The organism is Pseudomonas sp. B329, from assembly GCF_023127835.1.
Taxonomy (GTDB): Bacteria; Pseudomonadota; Gammaproteobacteria; order Pseudomonadales; family Pseudomonadaceae; genus Aquipseudomonas; species Aquipseudomonas synxantha_A.
The window spans coordinates 279659-300504 of the sequence record NZ_SPKP01000003.1; the positions used below are offsets into that span (position 1 = coordinate 279659).

At 61.5% G+C, this 20846-nt stretch carries 17 protein-coding genes; 13 read left to right on the forward strand and 4 right to left on the reverse strand.

The genetic code is table 11. The annotated features are described in order from the left end of the window. Window positions 1-85: 85 nt before the first annotated feature. Genes E4P00_RS01915 through E4P00_RS01940 form a run of 6 tightly spaced genes read left to right on the forward strand, consistent with a single transcriptional unit; the run spans window position 86 to window position 6245 of the window. Complete coding sequence (locus E4P00_RS01915; RefSeq protein WP_248130566.1) at window positions 86-973, forward strand: proline iminopeptidase-family hydrolase; 888 nt, start codon at window positions 86-88, stop codon at window positions 971-973. 3 nt (window positions 974-976) lie between these two features. Then, on the forward strand, window positions 977-1924 hold the full coding sequence (locus E4P00_RS01920; RefSeq protein ID WP_148852332.1) for an ABC transporter permease: 948 nt from the start codon (window positions 977-979) through the stop codon (window positions 1922-1924). Then, entirely contained in the window at window positions 1921-2778 is an 858-nt protein-coding gene (locus E4P00_RS01925) for an ABC transporter permease (protein WP_103733563.1), read from the forward strand. The genes E4P00_RS01920 and E4P00_RS01925 overlap by 4 nt, the downstream gene beginning before the upstream one ends. Next, complete coding sequence (locus E4P00_RS01930; protein WP_248130567.1) at window positions 2775-3731, forward strand: ABC transporter ATP-binding protein; 957 nt, start codon at window positions 2775-2777, stop codon at window positions 3729-3731. Before E4P00_RS01925 ends, E4P00_RS01930 begins: the two co-directional genes overlap by 4 nt. Then, window positions 3728-4699, forward strand: coding sequence for an ABC transporter ATP-binding protein (locus E4P00_RS01935; RefSeq protein ID WP_032877183.1), 972 nt, complete (start codon window positions 3728-3730; stop codon window positions 4697-4699). The genes E4P00_RS01930 and E4P00_RS01935 overlap by 4 nt, the downstream gene beginning before the upstream one ends. Window positions 4700-4730: 31 nt before the next feature. Beyond that, window positions 4731-6245, forward strand: coding sequence for an ABC transporter substrate-binding protein (locus tag E4P00_RS01940; RefSeq protein WP_248128204.1), 1515 nt, complete (start codon window positions 4731-4733; stop codon window positions 6243-6245). A gap of 131 nt (window positions 6246-6376) precedes the next feature. Here the strand turns inward: E4P00_RS01940 and E4P00_RS01945 are convergent, their stop codons facing one another. From E4P00_RS01945 to E4P00_RS01960, 4 genes are all read right to left on the reverse strand, one after another. Then, window positions 6377-7117 carry a YciK family oxidoreductase gene (locus tag E4P00_RS01945; RefSeq protein ID WP_032877181.1) on the reverse strand — a complete coding sequence of 247 codons (741 nt, stop codon included), beginning with the start codon at window positions 7115-7117 and terminating at the stop codon, window positions 6377-6379. 186 nt (window positions 7118-7303) lie between these two features. Continuing rightward, a complete protein-coding gene (gene mupP / locus E4P00_RS01950; protein ID WP_032877180.1) occupies window positions 7304-7975 on the reverse strand; it encodes an N-acetylmuramic acid 6-phosphate phosphatase MupP in 672 nt (223 codons plus the stop codon). Between the two features lie 4 nt (window positions 7976-7979). Then, window positions 7980-8678 (reverse strand): bifunctional 2-polyprenyl-6-hydroxyphenol methylase/3-demethylubiquinol 3-O-methyltransferase UbiG, encoded by a 699-nt coding sequence (ubiG, locus tag E4P00_RS01955; protein ID WP_003172645.1) that lies wholly within the window; start codon window positions 8676-8678, stop codon window positions 7980-7982. Window positions 8679-8742: 64 nt separating this feature from the next. After that, window positions 8743-10074, reverse strand: coding sequence for a TRZ/ATZ family hydrolase (locus E4P00_RS01960; protein ID WP_103733568.1), 1332 nt, complete (start codon window positions 10072-10074; stop codon window positions 8743-8745). Between the two features lie 109 nt (window positions 10075-10183). Here E4P00_RS01960 and mtnA point away from each other — a divergent pair, with 109 nt between their 5' ends. The 7 genes from mtnA to cmk all read left to right on the forward strand — a co-directional run bounded on the left by mtnA (window position 10184) and on the right by cmk (window position 20805). Continuing rightward, a complete protein-coding gene (gene mtnA / locus E4P00_RS01965; protein ID WP_078820661.1) occupies window positions 10184-11254 on the forward strand; it encodes an S-methyl-5-thioribose-1-phosphate isomerase in 1071 nt (356 codons plus the stop codon). Window positions 11255-11678: 424 nt separating this feature from the next. Next, window positions 11679-14333 (forward strand): DNA gyrase subunit A, encoded by a 2655-nt coding sequence (gyrA, locus tag E4P00_RS01970; RefSeq protein ID WP_005786294.1) that lies wholly within the window; start codon window positions 11679-11681, stop codon window positions 14331-14333. A gap of 245 nt (window positions 14334-14578) precedes the next feature. Beyond that, window positions 14579-15664, forward strand: coding sequence for a 3-phosphoserine/phosphohydroxythreonine transaminase (gene serC / locus E4P00_RS01975; protein WP_032877177.1), 1086 nt, complete (start codon window positions 14579-14581; stop codon window positions 15662-15664). Next, entirely contained in the window at window positions 15664-16758 is a 1095-nt protein-coding gene (gene pheA, locus E4P00_RS01980; RefSeq protein WP_003172650.1) for a prephenate dehydratase, read from the forward strand. The genes serC and pheA overlap by 1 nt, the downstream gene beginning before the upstream one ends. A gap of 9 nt (window positions 16759-16767) precedes the next feature. Next, window positions 16768-17880, forward strand: coding sequence for a histidinol-phosphate transaminase (gene hisC, locus E4P00_RS01985; protein ID WP_032877176.1), 1113 nt, complete (start codon window positions 16768-16770; stop codon window positions 17878-17880). 28 nt (window positions 17881-17908) lie between these two features. Beyond that, window positions 17909-20119, forward strand: coding sequence for a bifunctional prephenate dehydrogenase/3-phosphoshikimate 1-carboxyvinyltransferase (locus E4P00_RS01990; protein ID WP_248130593.1), 2211 nt, complete (start codon window positions 17909-17911; stop codon window positions 20117-20119). Next, window positions 20116-20805: a (d)CMP kinase gene (cmk, locus tag E4P00_RS01995; RefSeq protein WP_005786302.1), complete on the forward strand. Its 690-nt coding sequence runs from the start codon at window positions 20116-20118 to the stop codon at window positions 20803-20805. The genes E4P00_RS01990 and cmk overlap by 4 nt, the downstream gene beginning before the upstream one ends. Window positions 20806-20846: the final 41 nt, after the last annotated feature.

Here is a 20846-nt window from a genome sequence, read left to right on the forward strand (position 1 = left end):
GTTATGGACGCACGGTATCCTCGGTAGTGTTGACCTGATAAACGGCCGCTACCCGCCAGGCCGATACAACACAAGGAATGTATGCATGTGGCGTGAAATTGCCCCCGACCAGCAGTACAACGTACAACTCGACGGCCATAACCTCGTGGTCTACAGCTTTGGCGAAGGCGATGAAGTGCTGCTGTGTCTCAACGGCGGCCCAGGCCTGCCGTGTGACTATCTGCGTGACGCTCATGGCTGGCTCAAAGCGCATAACCTGCGAGTGGTTGCATTCGACCAGCTTGGCACGGGCGCATCAGCCAGACCGACCGATGTTGCGCTGTGGGAAATCCGCCGTTATGTCGAAGAAGTCGAGACCGTGCGCCAAGCCCTGGGCCTGGGCCGCGTGCATTTGCTCGGGCATTCCTGGGGCGGTTGGCTCGGTATCGAATACGCCATCCATTATCCCGATGCGCTGAAAAGCCTGATCCTGGAAAATACCGTCGGCGACATTCCCCATCTGTCCCAGGAACTCGAACGCCTGCGAGGCGCCCTGGGCAGCGAAACCGTGGCCATGATGCAACGCCACGAAGCCATGGGCACCCTCGACCACCCGCAATACCAGGCCGCCATCACCTTGCTCAACTACCGCCATGTGTGCCGCCTCGACGAGTGGCCGGAGCCGCTCAAACGCTCCCTGGGCGACTGGAACATGGGGCCCTACGCAACCATGCAGGGCCCCAACGAGTTCCTTTATATCGGCAATCTCAAGGACTGGAACCGCCTCAAGGAGATGGCTGAATTCAGGATGCCGATCCTGATCACTACCGGCCAGCACGACGAACTGACCCCCGCCTGCGCCATGCGCATGAAGCTGGCCGCCACACACGCCGAACTGCACGTATTCCCCAATAGCAGCCATATGCCGTTTTATGAGGAACCTCAAGCGTACTTCCCGGTGCTGCTGGACTTTCTCGCTCGCAACCGAGGCTGACGGATGAACCTGGCGCGTTACCGTTTTGTCCTGTCCCGGCCGTTGCAACTGCTGCCGGTGCTGTTTGGCATCAGCCTGATCACTTTTGTGTTGGTGCGCTCGATCCCCGGCGACCCAGCGCGGGCTTTGCTTGGCTCGCGCAGTACGCCGGATGCGCTGTTGAAAATCCGTGCCCAGTTCGGCCTCGACCAGCCCTTGTGGCTGCAATACTTCTACTTCCTGAAAAACCTGCTCAAGGGCGACCTGGGCCAATCGCTGCTGTACAAGGTCGACGCGCTGAAACTGATCGTTACCCGCATCGAGCCGACGCTGGTGCTGGTGCTGGGCAGCGTGGCCCTGGCGTTGCTGATCGCGGTGCCGCTGGCGACAGTAGCGGCGCGCCACAAAGGCGGTTGGGCGGACAACCTGATCCGCGTTTTCACCACGGTCGGCCTGGGGATGCCGGCATTCTGGCTGGGCTTGATGCTGATCCTGCTGCTGAGCGTGCAATGGGGCCTGTTCCCGGTGTCTGGCTATGGGCGGACCTGGCTGGACAAGGCCCACCATATGGTGTTGCCGTGCCTGACCATCGCCCTGGCGCTGTCGGCGGTGCTGGTGCGCAACCTGCGGGCGAGTATGTTGATGGAGCTGCAGGCCGATCATGTCACCGCCGCCCGGGCCCGAGGCTTGTCCGAGGCTGCGGTGTTTCGTCGGCATGTACTGCCCAACTCGCTGGTGCCGGCCGTCAACCTGCTGGCGGTCAACATCGGCTGGCTGATCAGCGGTACGGTGGTCATCGAAAGCCTGTTTGCGATTCCGGGCATCGGCCAATTGCTGGTGCGCGGTATTTTCACCCGTGACTACATGGTGGTGCAGGGCGTGGCGATGGTGCTGGCCTGCGCCACGGTGGTGGTCAACTTCGTCGCCGACGTAGTGACGGTAGCGCTCGACCCTCGGGTGAAGATGCAATGAGCAGCCGCCCACTGATTGCACCCTGGCGCTTGCGCCTGCGCTTTGGCTTTCGCAATGGCCGCCTGACCGCCGCCTGGGGCCTGCTGATCCTGTTGACGTGGCTGGCCCTGGCGCTGTTTGCGCCGTGGATCGCACCGTTTGACCCCATCGCGCAAAACACCGACATGAGTTTGCTGGCGCCCAGCCTTGCCCATCCGCTGGGTACCGACAATTACGGCCGGGATGTGTTATCGCGGGTGATCTGGGGCGCGCGCATCGACCTGCAACTGGCGATTGTCGGGGTGATTTTCCCGTTCATCATCGGCACTTTCGTCGGCGCGGTGTCCGGTTATGTGGGTGGGCGTTTCGACAGTTTCTGTATGCGCGTGATCGATGTGGTGCTGGCGTTCCCGTTCCTGGTGCTGATGCTGGCGATCATGGCCATTCTGGGGCCTGGCTTGCAGAGCTTTTATATCGCCATGGCACTGGTGGGCTGGGTGTCGTATGCGCGGTTGATTCGCTCGCAGATCCTGGTGCTCAAGGAAAGCGAGTTTGCCCTGGCCGCCAAGAGCCTGGGGTTTGGCCATGGGCGCATTCTGTTCCGGCATTTGCTGCCCAATGCCCTGTTTGGCTCCATCGTGTTTTCCATGTCCGACGCGGTGCTGGTGCTGCTCAACGGCGCCGCCGTGAGTTACCTGGGCCTGGGCGTGCAACCGCCTACCGCGGAATGGGGGACGATGGTGGCCGAGGGGCAAGCCTTTATCACCACGGCCTGGTGGATCTGCACCTTCCCGGGGTTGGCCGTTGTGACCCTGGCCATGGGCTTCAGCCTGTTGGCCGACGGTGTCGCGCAAGTGTTGGGGGACCGCTCGTGAGCCTGCTGCACGTGCGCGACCTCAGCGTGATCGCCAACAACAGCGGGCGTGATGTCACCTTGGTGGATCGCGTGTCCTTCGACCTGGCCGAAGGTGAGATTCTCGGCCTGGTGGGTGAGAGCGGGTCGGGCAAGACCATGGCCTGCCGCGGCTTGATGCGCCTGCTGCCATCGCCCAGCCTGCGTGTGCAAGGCGGCGCCGTACGCCTGGCCGGCCAGGACCTGCTGCAACTGGATGACGCCGGTATGCGCGCCGTGCGTGGCGGGCAACTGGGCATGATCTTCCAGAACCCCAGCAGCCACCTGGATCCGCTGATGCGCATCGGCGAGCAGATCGCCGAGGGCATCCGCCTGCATCAAGGTGCGTCGAAAAAGGACGCCCGCTTGCAGGCTATCGAGGTGCTGCGCCAGGTCGGGATTCCTGACCCGCAGGCGCGGGTCGACAACTATCCCCATGAGTTTTCCGGCGGTATGCGCCAGCGCGCGATGATCGCTGTGGCCCTGGGCTGCAACCCGAAAGTGCTGATTGCCGACGAGCCGACCACGGCCCTGGATGTGACGGTGCAGGCGCAAATCCTGCGCCTGTTGCTCGACCTGCGCGACCAGCGTGGCCTGTCGATCATCATGATCACCCATGACCTGGGCGTGGTCGCGCAAACCTGCGATTCCATCGCGGTGATGTACGCCGGGCGCCTGTGCGAGCACGGCAGCAAATACGAACTGCTGGCGCGGCCGCAACATCCCTATACCGCTGGGCTGATCGACTGCCAGCCGGCCCACTGCAGCGGTCATGCGTTGTTGCGCACCATCCCTGGCCAGCCGCCGTTGCTCGATGCCTTGCCTGACGGTTGCCGCTTTAATCCGCGTTGCCCGCAGGCCGGGGCCTTATGCACCGAGCTGTTGCCCCAAGGCGCACGCGTGGCCTGTCACTATCCACTGGGAGGTCGCCCATGAGTCTGTTGCAGATCAAGGACCTGGAGGTGCGCTTTGCCGCGTCCGGCAGTGGCCTGCTCGGCCTGAACAAGCAGTGGGTGAGGGCGGTGAACGGGGTGTCGCTGAACCTTGCCGCCGGTGAAACCCTCGGCTTGGTGGGCGAGTCCGGCAGCGGCAAGAGCACCCTGGGCCGGGCGATTTTGCACCTCAACCCGATCAGCGCCGGCCAGGTGCTGTTTGACGGTATCGATATGGCGCACGGCAGCGCCATCGACATCGCCCGCCTGCGGCATGAAACCGCGATGATTTTCCAGGACCCGTACGCCGCGCTGAACCCCCGGCACAGTATTGGCGAAACCCTCGCCGAGGTGTTGCGCGTGCAGCGCAAGGTGGCTGTGGAGCAGATCCCGGCACGCGTCAACGAGCTGCTGGAACTGGTGGGCCTGCGCCCCGAGTTGGCCGGGCGCAAACCGGGCTCCCTCAGCGGCGGCCAATGCCAGCGCGTGGGTATCGCCCGGGCACTGGCGGTGGAGCCGCGCCTGATCATTGCCGATGAATGCGTGGCCGCGCTGGATGTGTCGATCCAGGGCCAGATCATCAACTTGCTGCTGGAACTGCAACAACGCATGAACCTGGCGATCCTGTTTATCGCCCATGACCTGGCCATCGTGCGGCGCCTGTGCGACCGCGTGGCGGTGATGTACCTGGGCAAGATCGTCGAAGAAGGGCCGGTGGAGGCGGTGTTCACCACGCCGCGTCATCCGTACACGGCGGCGTTGATCGAGGCGATTCCCGAGATTGACCCGCATCGGCCATTGCCCGCGCACCCCTTGCCGGGTGAGCCACCAAGCCCACTGAATCTGCCTACAGGCTGTGCGTTTCACCCGCGTTGCCGGTATGCGCGAGCCGTGTGTTCCGCGGTGTTGCCGCCGACCCATTTCCTGCACGAGCATCGGTACAGTTGCGTGCTTGAAGAACCTTTGCCTTGACCTCTGCCATTCATTAACAAGGAGTTGTGATATGCAATCGCGCCACTTGAAGTTGCTCGCCGCCGCTACGCTGACCGCCTGGTCGCTGACCGCAGGACTGGCCCAGGCCGCTGGTGTCCTCACCATCGGCTGCCGTGAAGACAGCACCACCTTTGACCCGATCAAAAGCGCGCAAAACCGCGACACCTGGGTGTTTGCCAACGTCTACGACACCCTGGTGCGCGTGGATAACCTGGGCACCAAGATGGAACCGGGCCTGGCCGAGAGCTGGGAGATATCCGAGGATGGCTTGACCTACACCTTCAAACTGCGTGAAGCGAAGTTCTCCGACGGATCAAAGATCACCGCGGCCGACGCGGCGTTCAGCCTGTTGCGCATCCGCGACAACAAGGCGTCGTTGTGGAGCGATCCGTTCAGCCTGATCAACACCGCCAAGGCCAGCGATGCGAAGACCCTGGTGGTCACTCTGAAAACCCCGGCGGTGGCCTTCCTCTCGCAATTGGCGTCGCCGACGGTGTCGATCCTGTCGGAAAAAGCCATGACCACGATGGGCGAAGACGCCTACTCGGAAAACCCGGTGACGTCCGGCGCGTTTACCGTGGAAGAGTGGCGCAAGGGCGACCGGGTCATCCTGAAGAAGAACCCGAATTTCTGGCAGGCCAATAACGTCAGCCTCGACGGCGTGGAGTGGGTGTCGGTGACCGACGACAACACCCGTATGCGCATGGTGCAGAACAACGAACTCGACACGGCGATCTTCGTACCGTTCTCGCGGGTCGAAGAGCTGAAGAAAGACAAGAACGTGGTGATCCACGCCGACCCGTCTACCCGTGAAGATCACTTGTTGATCAACCACGAGCACGGCTTGCTCGCCAAGCCGCAGGTGCGCCAGGCATTGGACATGGCCATCGACAAACAATCGCTGGTGAAAACCGCTACTTACGGTCAAGGCACCGTGGCGTATTCCTACATTCCCAAAGGCTCGCTGTACCACTACGCCAACAACCTGCAACGTCCTTATGACCCGACTGAGGCCAGGAAACTGCTGGAGGAGGCTGGTGCCAAGGACTTGAAGCTCAACTACGTGGTCAACGCCGGCAACGAGGCCGACGAGCAGATTGCGGTGATCATCAAGGACCAGTTGGCCAAGGTCGGTGTGACCGCCAACCTGCAAAAGGTTGACCCGACCCAAAGCTGGCAGATGCTGGTGGACGGTGAGTACGATATTTCGGTGATGTACTGGACCAACGACATCCTCGACCCGGACCAGAAGACCACCTTCGTGCTGGGCCACGACACCAACCAGAACTACATGACCCGCTACAAGAACGACAAGGTCAAGGCGCTGGTAGCTGCGGCGCGAGTCGAGGCAGACCCGGCCAAGCGTGAGCAGATGTATGTCGAGTTGCAGAAACTGGCGAAACAGGATGTGAACTGGATTGACCTGTACTACAGCCCGTACATCAATATTTCACGCAAGAATGTGAGCAACTTCCTGCAGAACCCGCTGGGCCGTTTCACCCTTGAAGAAGTAGTCAAAAACTAAAGATTGCTGGGAATCAATGTGGGAGGGGGCTTGCTCCCGATAGCAGTGGATCAGTCAATAAATGCAGTGACTGATCCACCGCTATCGGGAGCAAGCCCCCTCCCACATTTTGATCTGGGTTGTGTCAGTTATTATTGCGCGTCAAACGCCTGCCCATTGATGCCCGCACTGTCCGGCCCCATCAGGTACAGGTACACCGGCATGATGTCTTCCGGCGCCGGCCTTTCCATCGGATTCTCACCGGGATACGCCTGGGCCCGCATACTCGTGCGTGTACCGCCCGGGTTGATGCTGTTGGCGCGCACTGCCGCTACATCTTCCAGCTCATCGGCCAGGGTTTGCATCAAGCCTTCGGTGGCAAACTTCGATACACCATAAGCCCCCCAGTACGCCCGCCCCTTGCGCCCGACGCTGCTGGAGGTGAACACCACCGATGCATCCTGGGACAGCTTGAGCAGCGGCAGCAAGGTGCTGGTCAGCATGAACATCGCGTTGACGTTCACATGCATCACGCGCATGAAATTCTCGCCGGACAACTGCTCGATGGGCGTGCGTGGGCCGATGATCGAGGCGTTGTGCAACAGGCCGTCGAGGCGGCCGAATTCTTTTTCGATCATCGCTGCCAGCTCATCGTATTGATGGGGCAGGGCGGTCTCCAGGTTGAACGGGATCACCACCGGTTGCGGCTGGCCGGCGGCTTCGATCTGGTCATACACCTGGGCCAGGTTGGCTTCGGTCTTGCCCAGCAACAGCACGGTCGCGCCATGGGCGGCATAGGTCTTTGCCGCTGCTGCGCCAATCCCGCGGCCGGCGCCGGTGACCAGGATGACCCGGCCTTTGAGCAGTTCTGGAGGGGCAGAATAATCAAACATAAATAGCCTCGACAAAATTCAGTAGGTAATACCAATTTTGAGTGCATTGAAAATCCAATGTGGGAGGGGGCTTGCTCCCGATAGCAGTGTGTCAGTCACTGCATTTACTGACTGACCCACAGCTATCGGGAGCAAGCCCCCTCCCACATTTTTTAATCTTCATGGGTCATTAGAGTGTGGGAGCCATCAGCAACTGCACAGCGCGTTATCCAGCACCTTGCGCAATTCCAGCGGGTGATCCACCACCACATCCGCGCCCCAGTGACGTGGGTTGTCATCCGGGTGGATATAGCCATAGGTGACCGCCGCCGTGCGCGTACCGGCATCGCGGCCGGATTCGATATCACGTAGGTCATCGCCCACGAACAATACGCTCGCCGGGTCGAGGTCGAGCAGCTTGCACGCCAGAATCATCGGCTCCGGGTCCGGCTTGCTGTTTTTCACGTGGTCCGGGCAGATCAGCACGGCCGAGCGCTCGGCCAGGCCCAGTTGCTGCATGATCGGTTCGGCAAAGCGCACGGGCTTGTTGGTGACCACACCCCAGATCAACTTGGCCTTCTCGATGTCTTCCAGCAACTCGGCCATGCCGTCGAACAGTTTGCTGTGCACCGCGCAGCCCTTGAGGTAGCGATCGAGGAATTCCTGGCGCAGCTCTTCAAAGCCTGGCGATTCAGGATCCATCGAAAAGGTCACGGCAACCATCGCCCGCGCACCGCCGGAGATTTCATCGCGGATGTGCTGCGGGTTGATCGGTTCCAGGCCGCGGTCGGCGCGCATGGCCTGGCAGATGGCGATAAAGTCCGGCGCGGTATCCAGCAGGGTACCGTCCATGTCGAAGAGAACCGCTCGCAACTTCACAGGCTTACTCCTCGCGCAGGGTCTGGATCATGTAGTTGACGTCAACATCGCTGGCCAGCTTGTAGTGCTTGGTCAGCGGGTTGTAGGTCAGGCCGATGATGTCCTTGACGGTCAGTCCGGCCTGACGGCTCCACGCACCCAGCTCGGAGGGGCGGATGAATTTCTTGAAGTCATGGGTGCCACGCGGCAGCAGCTTCATGATGTATTCGGCGCCAATGATCGCGAACAGGTAAGCCTTGGGGTTGCGGTTGATGGTGGAGAAGAACACCTGGCCGCCCGGCTTGACCATACGGAAGCACGCACGGATGACCGAGGATGGGTCCGGCACGTGTTCCAGCATCTCAAGGCAGGTCACCACGTCGAACTGCTCGGGCATTTCCTCGGCCAGGGCTTCGGCGGTGATCTGGCGGTATTCCACGCTCACGCCGGATTCGAGCTGGTGCAACTGCGCCACGGCCAATGGCGCTTCGCCCATATCGATGCCCATCACGGTCGCGCCGCGTTGAGCCATGGCTTCGCTGAGGATGCCGCCGCCGCAACCCACGTCCAGCACCTTCTTGCCGGCCAGGTTGACGCGCTCGTCAATCCAGTTGACCCGCAACGGGTTGATGTCGTGCAGGGGTTTGAACTCGCTCTCGCGGTCCCACCAGCGGTGGGCGAGGGCTTCGAATTTGGCGATTTCGGCGTGGTCGACGTTGCTCATGATGAATCCTCTAAATCTGAAAAATCGGTGAGTGGGTGCCGAGCGCATGGGCTCAGCGCCTTCGTTATTCGCTGTGCCCGCTGATGCGTTGGCCCCAGGCAATGGCGGTGGCGGTCAACTGTTGTTCATCCATGCGGGTCAATTGCCGGTCGTCGAGCAATAGCTTGCCGGCGACCCAAAGGTGTTTCACGCAATCGCGTCCGGTGGCATATATAAGCTGTGAGACCGGATCGTAGATCGGTTGTTGCGCCAGCCCCGACAGATCGAAGGCGACTATATCTGCGGCCTTGCCGACTTCCAGCGAGCCAATCTCGCTTTCCAGGCCCATGGCCCGTGCACCGTTGAGCGTTGCCATGCGCAGGGCACGGTGGGCGTCCAGGGCGGTGGCCGAGCCGGCGACGGCCTTGGCCAGCATCGCGGCGGTACGGGTTTCGCCCAGCAGGTCCAGGTCATTGTTGCTGGCGGCGCCGTCGGTGCCGATGGCCACATTGACCCCAGCCTGCCACAAGCGCTCAACCGGGCAAAAGCCGCTGGCCAGTTTCAGGTTCGATTCCGGGCAATGGATGACGCTGGTGTTGCTTTCTACCAGCAAAGCCAAGTCTTCTTCGCTGATTTGGGTCATGTGAACGGCCTGGAAGCGCGGCCCGAGCAAGCCGAGGCGACCCAGGCGCGCCAATGGCCGCTCGCCGGTCTGCTCCACGGCTTGTTGTACTTCAAAGGCGGTTTCATGCACATGCATATGGATCGCGGCGTCCAGCTCTTCGGCGATCACCCGGATCTTTTCCAGGTTGGCGTCGCACACGGTGTAGGGCGCGTGAGGGCCGAAGGTGATCTTGATGCGCGGGTGGTGCTTGAGGTCGCCGAACAGCTCGATGCCCTGGCGAAGCGCCTCGTCGGCAGTGCTGGCGCCGGGAATCGGGAAGTCGAGGATCGGCATCGCGATCTGCGCGCGCATACCGCTATTGTGCACGCAATCGCTGGCGACCTTGGGGAAGAAGTACATGTCGGAGAAGCAGGTGATGCCGCCCTTGATCTGTTCGGCGATGGCCAGGTTGGTGCCGTCGCGCACAAAGGCTTCATCGACCCATTTGGCTTCGGCCGGCCAGATGTGTTTTTCCAGCCAGGTCATCAACGGCAGGTCATCGGCCAAGCCACGGAACAGGCTCATTGCCGCATGGCCGTGGGCGTTGATCAAGCCGGGGCTGAGCAACATGCCGGGCAGTTCGCGCACCTCATTGGCCGCCAGCTTCAATGCGGCGGCCCGTGGGCCGATAAAGGCAATGCGCCCATCGCGGATGCCCAGACCATGCTCTTTGAGCACCACGCCGGCAGGTTCGACCGGTACCAGCCAGGTCGGCAAGAGCAACACGTCGAGCGGGGCGGCAGTGGAGGTCATCGCAGGCTTCTTCCCAGGCAGCTATAAAAGAAGGGCGAAGTATACCCGAGCGTCCTGGCTGGCGGATCGCTATAATCCGCGGCTTTTGTTCATGAGTGCGGGGTAAGGGATGCGCGACCGACTGTTGGCTGCAGAGAAAGTGAAGGCCATCGATTGGCGTGACGGCGCGCTGTACCTGCTCGATCAGCGCGTGTTGCCGTCCCGGGAGAGCTGGGTGGCCTGCCATACCGTCGCGGCGGTGGCCGAGGCCATTCGTTCGATGGTGGTGCGGGGCTCAGCAGCCATCGGCATCAGTGCCGCCTATGGCCTGGTGCTGGCTGCCCGTGAGCGCATTGCCGAGGGTGGCGACTGGCAGGCAGCGTGGGAAGAAGACTACGCGCTGCTGGCCGATAGCCGCCCGACCGGGTCGAATCTGTTCTGGGCACTCAAGAATATGCGCGACTGCCTGGACCGCCTCAAGCAGCACGCCGACCCGGTTGCCGTGCTGGAAGCCCAGGCCATTGTGATCCATGAAAGCGACCGGGAGGCCAATGTGGTCATGGCCCAGTTGGGTATGGAGCGGATTCGCAAGCACCAGGGCAACGCCCAGGCGATCCTCACCCATGGCAACGCCGGTGCATTGGCCACGGGCGGTGTCGGCACGGCCCACGGCGTGATTCGCGCGGCGTTCCTGGAGGGGCTGGTCGAGCAGGTCTATGTCAACGAAACCCGTCCATGGCTGCAAGGCTCGCGCCTGACGGCGTGGGAGTTGGCGGGCGAGGGCATCCCGGTGACGGTGAATGCCGACTCCGCCGGGGCGCATATCCTCAAGACCAAAGGCGTGACCTGGGTGGTGGTCGGTGCTGACTGTATTGCCGCCAATGGCGACGTGATCAGCAAGATCGGCACTTATCAGCTGGCCGTCTGTGCCATGCACCATGGCGTGCGCTTTATGGTGGTGGCGTCGAGTTCGACGCTCGATTTGATGATGGCTACTGGCGATGATGTTGCACTGGAGGCGCGCGATCCCGCTGAGCTGCTGGACGTCATGGGGCAGCGCCTGGAGGTGGATGCGTTTAATCCGGTATTTGATGTGACCCCGGCCGACCTGATTGATGTGATCGTGACCGAGAAAGGCGTGGTCGAGCGGCCGGATACTGCCAAATTGGCCAGGTTGATGTGCCGTAAGCGGCTGCATTGAGGACAGTGGTGTCTGTGAAATAGCAATCGGGGGCAAGCCCCCTCCCACATTTTGACTGTGTTCACAATTCAAGTGTGGGAGGGGGCCTGCCCCCGATTGGGCCCGAAAGTCAATAAAACCCTCGGATCCATCCTCAAAAAACAGCATCACCCCACCTCTGAGCCCCTCTCGTCCCCTTCAAGCCTGTCATCCGTCAAATTACTAGCCTCCATGCGCATCAGGGGGATAGGTGCGTGGCGGCGATTGTGATAACATCCGGCGGTTTCCAGGGCTGCCCCGAGGGGTTGCTCATAACGCGCAGATCCGTGTCATAACTCGTTGATTTGTCGTAAGTCGTTGTCAGGCACCGTGCCGGCAGCGGCGAGCTTCGTTCGTCCCGAATGGATGTGACGAGGTTTCACCCGAAAAAGGAATCAGGCTTCTCATGGGCGAACTGGCCAAAGAAATCCTCCCGGTCAATATCGAAGACGAGCTGAAACAGTCCTACCTCGACTACGCGATGAGCGTAATTGTCGGTCGGGCACTGCCTGATGCGCGCGATGGCTTGAAGCCCGTGCACCGGCGTGTGCTGTTCGCGATGAGCGAGCTGGGTAACGACTGGAACAAGCCGTACAAGAAATCTGCCCGTGTTGTCGGTGACGTGATCGGTAAGTATCACCCTCACGGCGACACTGCGGTGTACGACACCATCGTTCGGATGGCCCAGCCGTTTTCCCTGCGCTACCTGCTGGTAGACGGCCAGGGCAACTTCGGTTCGGTCGACGGCGACAACGCCGCGGCCATGCGATACACCGAAGTGCGCATGACCAAGCTGGCGCACGAGCTGCTGGCCGACCTGCATAAAGAAACCGTGGACTGGGTGCCGAACTACGACGGCACCGAAATGATCCCGGCCGTCATGCCCACCAAGATCCCCAACCTGCTGGTCAACGGCTCCAGCGGTATCGCCGTGGGCATGGCCACCAACATCCCGCCGCACAACCTCGGTGAAGTCATCGATGGTTGCCTGGCCCTCATCGACAACCCCGAGCTGACTGTCGATGAGCTGATGCAGTACATCCCCGGCCCGGACTTCCCGACCGCCGCGATCATCAACGGTCGCGCCGGCATCATCGAAGCCTACCGCACCGGTCGCGGGCGCATTTACATGCGTGCCCGTTCGATGATCGAAGACATCGACAAGGTCGGTGGCCGCCAGCAGATCGTCATCACCGAACTCCCGTACCAGTTGAACAAGGCGCGTCTGATCGAGAAGATCGCCGAGCTGGTTAAAGAGAAGAAGCTCGAAGGCATTACCGAACTGCGCGACGAGTCCGACAAAGACGGTATGCGCGTGGTGATCGAACTGCGTCGTGGCGAAGTGCCTGAGGTGATCCTCAACAACCTCTACGCCCAGACCCAGCTGCAAAGCGTGTTTGGTATCAACGTGGTTGCACTGATCGACGGCCGCCCACGCATCCTGAACCTCAAGGACCTGCTGGAAGCCTTCGTACGTCACCGTCGCGAAGTGGTCACCCGCCGTACCGTGTTCGAACTGCGCAAGGCTCGCGAGCGCGGCCACATCCTGGAAGGCCAGGCCGTTGCGTTGTCGAACATCGACCCGGTGATCGCCCTGATCAAGGCCTCGCCAACCCCGTCGGAAGCCAAGGAAGCGTTGATCAGCACGCCTTGGGAATCCAGTGCCGTGGTGGCCATGGTTGAGCGCGCAGGCGCCGATTCTTGCCGTCCGGAAACCCTGGACCCGCAATACGGCCTGCGCGAAGGCAAGTACTTCCTGTCGCCGGAGCAGGCCCAGGCCATCCTGGAACTGCGCCTGCATCGCCTGACCGGTCTTGAGCACGAGAAGCTGCTTGCCGAGTACCAGGAGATCCTCAACCAGATCGGCGAGTTGATCCGCATCCTCAGCAGCGCCGTGCGCCTGATGGAAGTGATCCGCGAAGAACTGGAAGTGATCCGCGCCGAGTACGGCGACGTGCGCCGCACCGAAATCCTCGATGCGCGCCTGGACCTGACCCTGGGTGACATGATCCCGGAAGAAGAGCGCGTCGTGACCATCTCCCACGGTGGCTATGCCAAGACCCAGCCGTTGGCTGCGTATCAGGCCCAGCGTCGTGGCGGTAAAGGTAAGTCGGCTACCGGCGTCAAGGATGAGGACTACATCGCTCACCTGCTGGTCGCCAACAGCCACACCACGCTGCTGCTGTTCTCCAGCAAGGGCAAGGTGTACTGGCTCAAAACCTACGAAATCCCGGAAGCTTCCCGTGCTGCCCGTGGTCGCCCATTGGTCAACCTGCTGCCGCTGGACAGTGATGAATACATCACCACCATGCTGCCGGTCGAGGAATACACCGAAGGTCACTTCATCTTCATGGCTACCGCCAAGGGCACCGTGAAGAAGACCCCGCTGGAATCCTTCAGCCGTCAACGCAGCGTGGGCCTGATCGCCCTGGAACTGGATGAAGGTGACGTACTGATTTCCGCCGCCATTACCGATGGTGAGCGCGAAGTCATGCTGTTCTCCGATGGCGGCAAGGTTACGCGCTTCAAGGAATCCGACGTGCGCGCGATGGGCCGTACCGCCCGCGGTGTACGTGGTATGCGCCTGCCGGAAGGGCAGAAGCTGATTTCGATGCTGATCCCGGAAGAAGGCAGCCAGATCCTCACCGCTTCCGAGCGTGGCTATGGCAAGCGCACTGCCATCAGCGAGTTCCCGGAGTACAAGCGTGGCGGCCAGGGCGTGATCGCCATGGTCAGCAACGACCGCAACGGCCGCCTGGTTGGCGCGGTACAGGTGCTTGATGGCGAGGAGATCATGCTGATTTCCGACCAGGGCACCCTGGTGCGTACCCGTGTGGCTGAAGTGTCGAGCCTGGGCCGTAATACCCAGGGCGTGACCCTGATCAAGCTGGCCAAGGATGAAAAACTGGTCGGCCTGGAGCGTGTGCAGGAGCCTTCGGAAGTTGAAGGTGAAGAGCTGGAAGGCGAGGAGTTCGACGGCGAGGTGATCGCAGCCGGCGATGACAACGTCGACGAGCCAACCCTCGATGCTGCCGCAGACGAAGAAGAACCGCAGGAATAAGCGGACACACAGGGGGCGGATGAAGATTCGCCCCCTTGTTGTTTGTCCCCTTTGAAAAATACACGTCCTTTGCCTGGACGCGGTCCATGTGGGAGCTGGCTTGCCTGCGATAGCATCACCGCGGTATCACTGGAACTACCGAGGTGCCTGTATCGCAGGCAAGCCAGCTCCCACATGGGTTGGCTTCAGAAAAAGGGTGTTGCCGAACATGATTGCAGCCCCACCAGATCAGAGTGAGATTGGATGTGAGCAAGAGAGCCTATAACTTCTGTGCCGGTCCCGCGGCGCTTCCTGAAGCAGTCCTGCAGCGTGCGCAGGGTGAACTCCTCGACTGGCATGGAAAAGGCCTCTCCGTGATGGAAATGAGCCATCGCAGCGATGAGTTCGTGTCCATCGCCACCAAGGCCGAGCAGGACTTGCGCGACTTGCTGGACATCCCCTCCGACTACAAAGTGTTGTTCCTGCAAGGCGGCGCGAGCCAGCAGTTCGCTCAGATCCCACTGAACCTGTTGCCCGAAGAGGGCACTGCCGACTATATCGACACCGGTATCTGGGGTCAGAAAGCCATTGAAGAGGCCTCGCGCTACGGTCACGTCAATGTGGCCGGTACCGCCAAGCCCTACGACTACTTCGCCATTCCAGGTCAGAACGAGTGGAAGCTGACGAAGGACGCGGCCTACGTTCACTACGTCGCGAACGAAACCATCGGTGGCCTGGAATTTGATTGGGTGCCTGAAGTCGGTGACGTTCCGCTGGTGTGCGACATGTCCTCGGACATCCTCTCGCGCCCGATCGACGTGTCCCGGTATGGCATGATCTACGCCGGTGCGCAAAAGAACATCGGCCCGAGCGGCATCCTGGTCAATATCATCCGCGAAGACCTGCTCGGCCGCGCCCGTTCGCTGTGCCCGACCATGCTCAACTACAAGGTCGCGGCCGATAACGGCTCGATGTACAACACCCCGCCGGCGTTTGCCTGGTACCTGTCCGGCCTGGTCTTCGAATGGCTCAAGGAGCAGGGCGGTGTGGCTGCGATGGGCAAGCGCAACGAAGAGAAGAAGCGCACCCTGTACGACTTCATCGATGCCAGCGGCCTGTACAGCAACCCGATCAACCTTACCGACCGCTCGTGGATGAACGTGCCGTTCCGCCTGGCCGATGATCGTCTGGACAAGCCGTTCCTGGCCGGCGCCGACGAGCGTGGCTTGCTGAACCTCAAGGGCCACCGCTCGGTCGGTGGTATGCGCGCCTCCATTTATAACGCTGTCGACATCCACGCCATCAACGCGCTGGTTGCCTACATGGCAGAGTTCGAAAAGGAACACGGCTAATGTCTGAGCAAGAACTCAAAGCCCTGCGCGTACGCATTGACAGCCTGGACGAGAAAGTTCTGGAGCTGATCAGTGAGCGCGCGCGCTGCGCCCAGGAAGTGGCTCGGGTGAAAATGGCGTCCCTGGCGGAAGGCGAAGTGCCGGTGTTCTACCGGCCTGAGCGCGAAGCCCAGGTGCTAAAGCGCGTGATGGAGCGCAACAAGGGGCCGCTGGGCAATGAGGAGATGGCGCGGTTGTTCCGTGAAATCATGTCTTCGTGCCTTGCCCTTGAGCAGCCGCTGAAAGTGGCCTACCTGGGCCCCGAAGGCACTTTCACCCAGGCGGCGGCCATGAAGCACTTCGGCCACGCGGTGATCAGCAAGCCGATGGCGGCCATCGACGAAGTGTTCCGCGAAGTGGCGGCCGGCGCGGTGAATTTTGGCGTGGTGCCGGTGGAAAACTCCACTGAAGGCGCGGTCAACCACACGCTGGACAGCTTCCTCGAGCACGACATGGTGATCTGTGGCGAAGTCGAGTTGCGTATTCACCACCACCTGCTGGTGGGCGAGAACACCAAGACCGACAGCATCAGCCGTATCTACTCTCACGCTCAGTCCCTGGCCCAGTGCCGCAAGTGGCTGGACGCCCATTACCCGAATGTCGAGCGCGTGGCGGTGTCCAGCAACGCCGAAGCGGCCAAGCGGGTCAAGGGTGAGTGGAACTCGGCGGCGATTGCCGGCGATATGGCTGCGGGCCTCTACGGGCTGACACGCTTGGCCGAGAAAATCGAGGACCGCCCGGACAACTCCACGCGCTTCTTGATGATCGGCAGCCAGGAAGTGCCGCCAACCGGCGACGACAAGACTTCGATCATCGTTTCCATGAGCAACAAGCCCGGCGCGTTGCATGAGCTGCTGGTGCCATTCCACGACAACGGGATTGACCTGACGCGCATCGAGACTCGTCCTTCGCGCAGCGGTAAATGGACCTACGTGTTCTTTATCGACTTCATCGGCCACCACCGCGACCCGCTGGTCAAGGGCGTGCTGGAGAAGATCAGTCAGGAAGCCGTGGCACTCAAAGTGCTGGGCTCCTACCCGAAAGCGGTTTTGTGAGGCTTTGACATGAGTGGCAACTTCCTCGCCCTGGCTCAGCCGGGCGTGCAACAACTCTCGCCTTACGTTCCAGGCAAGCCTGTGGACGAACTGGCCCGTGAGTTGAATCTGGACCCGTCCAGGATCGTCAAGCTGGCGAGTAACGAAAACCCGCTGGGTCCGAGCCCCAAAGTATTGGCGGCGATTCGGGAGGAGCTTGCCGAGCTGACCCGTTATCCCGACGGCAATGGCTTTGCCCTCAAGTCCCTGCTGGCAGAAAAATGCCGGGTCGAGCTCAATCAGGTGACCCTGGGCAATGGCTCCAACGACATTCTTGAACTGGTCGGGCGTGCCTACCTGGCGCCCGGTTTGAATGCGGTGTTCAGTGAGCATGCATTCGCGGTCTACCCGATCGTGACCCAGGCCGTAGGGGCTGATGCGCGCGTCATTCCTGCCAAGAACTGGGGCCACGACCTGCCGGCGATGCTGGCAGCGATCGATGCGCAAACCCGCGTGGTGTTTATCGCTAACCCGAACAACCCGACCGGCACCTGGTTCGATGCGCAGGCCCTGAACGAGTTCCTGCAGAACGTGCCGGAGCATGTGCTGGTTGTGCTGGACGAAGCCTACATCGAGTACGCCGAAGGCGGCGACCTGCCCGATGGCCTGGATTTCCTCGCGGCCTACCCGAACCTGCTGGTGTCGCGCACCTTCTCCAAGGCTTATGGCCTGGCGTCGTTGCGGGTTGGCTACGGCCTGTCCACAGCGGTAGTGGCCGATGTGCTGAACCGCGTACGCCAACCGTTCAACGTCAACAGCCTGGCCCTGGCGGCTGCGTGTGCGGCGGTGAAGGATGCCCAATACCTGGAAGAAGGGCGCCGCCTTAACGAAAGCGGCATGTTGCAGTTGCAGGACGGCTTTCGCGAGTTGGGCCTGGGCTGGATTCCGTCCAAGGGCAACTTCATCTGCGTCGACCTCGGCCAAGAGGCTGCACCGGTATTTCAGGGCTTGTTGCGCGAAGGCGTGATCGTGCGTCCGGTGGCCAACTACGGTATGCCGAACCACCTGCGTATCACCATTGGTTTGCCGGCCGAGAACAGCCGCTTCCTGGAGGCGTTGGCCAAGGTTCTGGCCCGTGGTTGATGTCACTGCATTGCAACCTGCTGTGCCTATGATCGGTCGCCTGGTGGTGGTCGGCCTGGGGTTGATCGGTGGTTCGTTCGCCAAGGGCCTGCGGGACAGCGGGCTGTGTGGCGAAGTAGTCGGCGTGGACCTTGACCCGCAATCGCGCAAGCTGGCGGTGGAGTTGGGTGTCGTGGATCGCTGTGAAGCGGACCTGGCAATCGCTTGCCAGGGCGCGGACGTGATCCAGCTTGCGGTGCCGATCCTGGCCATGGAGAAATTGCTCGCCGTATTGGCTGGCATGGACTTGGGGCAGGCGATCCTCACGGACGTCGGCAGCGCCAAAGGCAATGTGGTGCGCGCGGCACAATTGGCGTTTGGTGCTATGCCGCCGCGCTTTGTGCCGGGCCATCCGATTGCCGGTTCCGAGCAGAGCGGGGTGGAAGCGTCCAATGCGCAGTTGTTCCGTCGGCATAAGGTGATCCTGACGCCGCTGGCGCAGACTGATCCGGCGGCGTTGGCCGTGGTGGATCGGCTCTGGCGCGAGCTGGGCGCGGATGTGGAGCATATGCAGGTCGAGCGCCACGATGAAGTGTTGGCCGCGACCAGCCATCTTCCCCATCTGCTTGCATTCGGCTTGGTGGATTCGTTGGCCAAGCGCAACGAAAACCTCGAGATTTTCCGTTACGCCGCCGGTGGTTTTCGCGATTTCACGCGGATTGCCGGCAGTGACCCGGTGATGTGGCATGACATCTTTCTCGCCAATCGCGAAGCGGTGTTGCGCACCCTGGACACGTTCCGCAGTGACCTCGACGCCTTGCGCGATGCGGTGGATGCGGGTGATGGCCATCAGTTACTGGGTGTGTTCACCCGGGCGCGGATGGCGCGAGAGCATTTCAGCAAGATCCTGGCGCGCCGGGCCTATATGGAAACTGCAGTGAACGCCGATGAGCTGACTTTTATCGCCAATCCGGGTGGCCGCTTGAGCGGATGCATTCGGGTGCCAGGTGACAAGTCGATCTCCCATCGATCGATCATGCTGGGTTCATTGGCTGACGGCGTAACGGAGGTCGACGGTTTCCTTGAAGGCGAAGATGCCCTGGCGACCTTGCAGGCGTTTCGCGACATGGGCGTGGTGATCGAGGGCCCGCACCATGGGCGAGTGACTATTCATGGGGTTGGCCTGCACGGCTTGAAGGCAGCGCCAGGACCGATCTACCTGGGTAACTCCGGTACATCGATGCGCCTGTTGGCGGGTCTGCTTGCGGCGCAAAGCTTCGATAGCGTCCTGACCGGTGATGCATCGCTGTCCAGGCGCCCGATGAGTCGCGTGGCCAAGCCGCTGCGGGAAATGGGCGCGGTGATCGAGACCGGTCCTGAAGGGCGTCCGCCGCTGACCATTCGTGGTGGGCAGACGCTCAAGGGCCTGACTTACGCGTTGCCGATGGCCAGTGCGCAGGTTAAATCCTGCCTGTTGCTGGCGGGCCTGTATGCACAAGGTAAAACCGCAGTCACCGAGCCTGCGCCGACCCGCGATCATACCGAGCGCATGTTGCGTGGCTTTGGTTATCCGGTGGCGGTGGAGGGCGCGACGGCGTCGGTGGAGTCGGGTCATCGGTTGACGGCTGCCCACATTGAAGTGCCTGGGGATATTTCGTCTGCGGCGTTTTTTCTGGTGGCGGCCTCGATTGCCCAGGGTTCGGAGTTGCTGCTTGAGCATGTCGGCGTCAATCCTACCCGCACCGGCGTGATCGATATCCTGCGGCTGATGGGGGCTGATATCAGCCTTGAAAATCCGCGTGAGGTAGGTGGCGAGCCTGTTGCGGACTTGCGTGTCCGGGCAGCTGTCTTGAAGGGTATCGAGATTCCAGTGGCGTTGGTGCCGTTGGCGATCGATGAGTTTCCCGTATTGTTTGTCGTCGCTGCCTGCGCCGAGGGGCGCACCGTATTACGCGGTGCCGAGGAGCTGCGGCTCAAGGAATCGGACCGTATCCAGGTTATGGCCGACGGTCTGCTGGCCCTGGGTGTGAAGTGCCAACCCACGCCTGATGGGATTATCATTGACGGTGGCCCGATAGGCGGTGGCGAAGTGCATGCCCATGGCGATCACCGCATTGCCATGGCGTTCAGCGTGGCCTCCCTGCAGGCAGCGGCGCCGATTCGTATTCGTGACTGCGCCAATGTTGCTACGTCTTTTCCGAACTTTCTTACACTGTGTGCCCACGTCGGCATTCGTGTTGCCCAAGAGGCTCAATTGTGAATATCAAAGCACCGGTGATTACCATCGACGGGCCAAGCGGCTCGGGCAAAGGCACCATCGCCGGCATCCTGGCCAAGCGCCTGGGCTGGTGCCTGCTCGATTCCGGCGCGCTGTACCGCCTGCTGGCATTCGCTGCGCGCAACCATGGCGTCGACCTGACCAACGAAGAGTTACTGACGAAAATTGCCGCCCATCTGGACGTGCAGTTCATCGCGGCGACCGACGGTCAACTGCAGCGCATCATTCTGGAAGGCGACGAAGTCAGTGATGTGATTCGTACCGAGAGCATCGGTGCCGGCGCCTCCCAAGTGGCTGCTTTGCCGGCGGTTCGTGAGGCTTTGCTGCAGCGCCAGCGTGCGTTCCAGGAGCCGCCGGGCCTGGTGGCCGACGGCCGTGACATGGGCACGGTGGTGTTTCCCGAGGCGCCGTTGAAGATATTCCTCACGGCCAGTGCCGAGGAACGAGCGCGCCGCCGCTACTTGCAGTTGAAGGGCAAAGTCGATGGTGTTAGTCTGTCGAGTCTGCTAGATGAGATCCGTGCACGCGATGAGCGTGATACCCAGCGTGCGGTAGCCCCGCTCAAGCCGGCGGCTGACGCCATACAGCTGGATTCCACGGAGTTGTCCATCGAGCAGGTGCTGGAACGCATCATGAGTGAAATCGCCATTCGCGATATCGCCGGGTGATCAAGAAGGCCGCAGGGGACCAGTCATAGTCCTGCGGTGGC

What these genes read in the sequence shown, in the direction of transcription:
- E4P00_RS01915 (WP_248130566.1), top strand. Translation starts at nt 86, where the DNA reads ATGTGGCGTGAAATTGCCCCCGACCAGCAGTACAACGTACAACTCGAC.
- E4P00_RS01920 (WP_148852332.1), top strand. Translation starts at nt 977, where the DNA reads ATGAACCTGGCGCGTTACCGTTTTGTCCTGTCCCGGCCGTTGCAACTG.
- E4P00_RS01925 (WP_103733563.1), top strand. Translation starts at nt 1,921, where the DNA reads ATGAGCAGCCGCCCACTGATTGCACCCTGGCGCTTGCGCCTGCGCTTT.
- E4P00_RS01935 (WP_032877183.1), top strand. Translation starts at nt 3,728, where the DNA reads ATGAGTCTGTTGCAGATCAAGGACCTGGAGGTGCGCTTTGCCGCGTCC.
- E4P00_RS01940 (WP_248128204.1), top strand. Translation starts at nt 4,731, where the DNA reads ATGCAATCGCGCCACTTGAAGTTGCTCGCCGCCGCTACGCTGACCGCC.
- E4P00_RS01945 (WP_032877181.1), bottom strand. Translation starts at nt 7,117, where the DNA reads ATGTTTGATTATTCTGCCCCTCCAGAACTGCTCAAAGGCCGGGTCATC.
- ubiG (WP_003172645.1), bottom strand. Translation starts at nt 8,678, where the DNA reads ATGAGCAACGTCGACCACGCCGAAATCGCCAAATTCGAAGCCCTCGCC.
- E4P00_RS01960 (WP_103733568.1), bottom strand. Translation starts at nt 10,074, where the DNA reads ATGACCTCCACTGCCGCCCCGCTCGACGTGTTGCTCTTGCCGACCTGG.
- mtnA (WP_078820661.1), top strand. Translation starts at nt 10,184, where the DNA reads ATGCGCGACCGACTGTTGGCTGCAGAGAAAGTGAAGGCCATCGATTGG.
- gyrA (WP_005786294.1), top strand. Translation starts at nt 11,679, where the DNA reads ATGGGCGAACTGGCCAAAGAAATCCTCCCGGTCAATATCGAAGACGAG.
- pheA (WP_003172650.1), top strand. Translation starts at nt 15,664, where the DNA reads ATGTCTGAGCAAGAACTCAAAGCCCTGCGCGTACGCATTGACAGCCTG.
- hisC (WP_032877176.1), top strand. Translation starts at nt 16,768, where the DNA reads ATGAGTGGCAACTTCCTCGCCCTGGCTCAGCCGGGCGTGCAACAACTC.
- E4P00_RS01990 (WP_248130593.1), top strand. Translation starts at nt 17,909, where the DNA reads ATGATCGGTCGCCTGGTGGTGGTCGGCCTGGGGTTGATCGGTGGTTCG.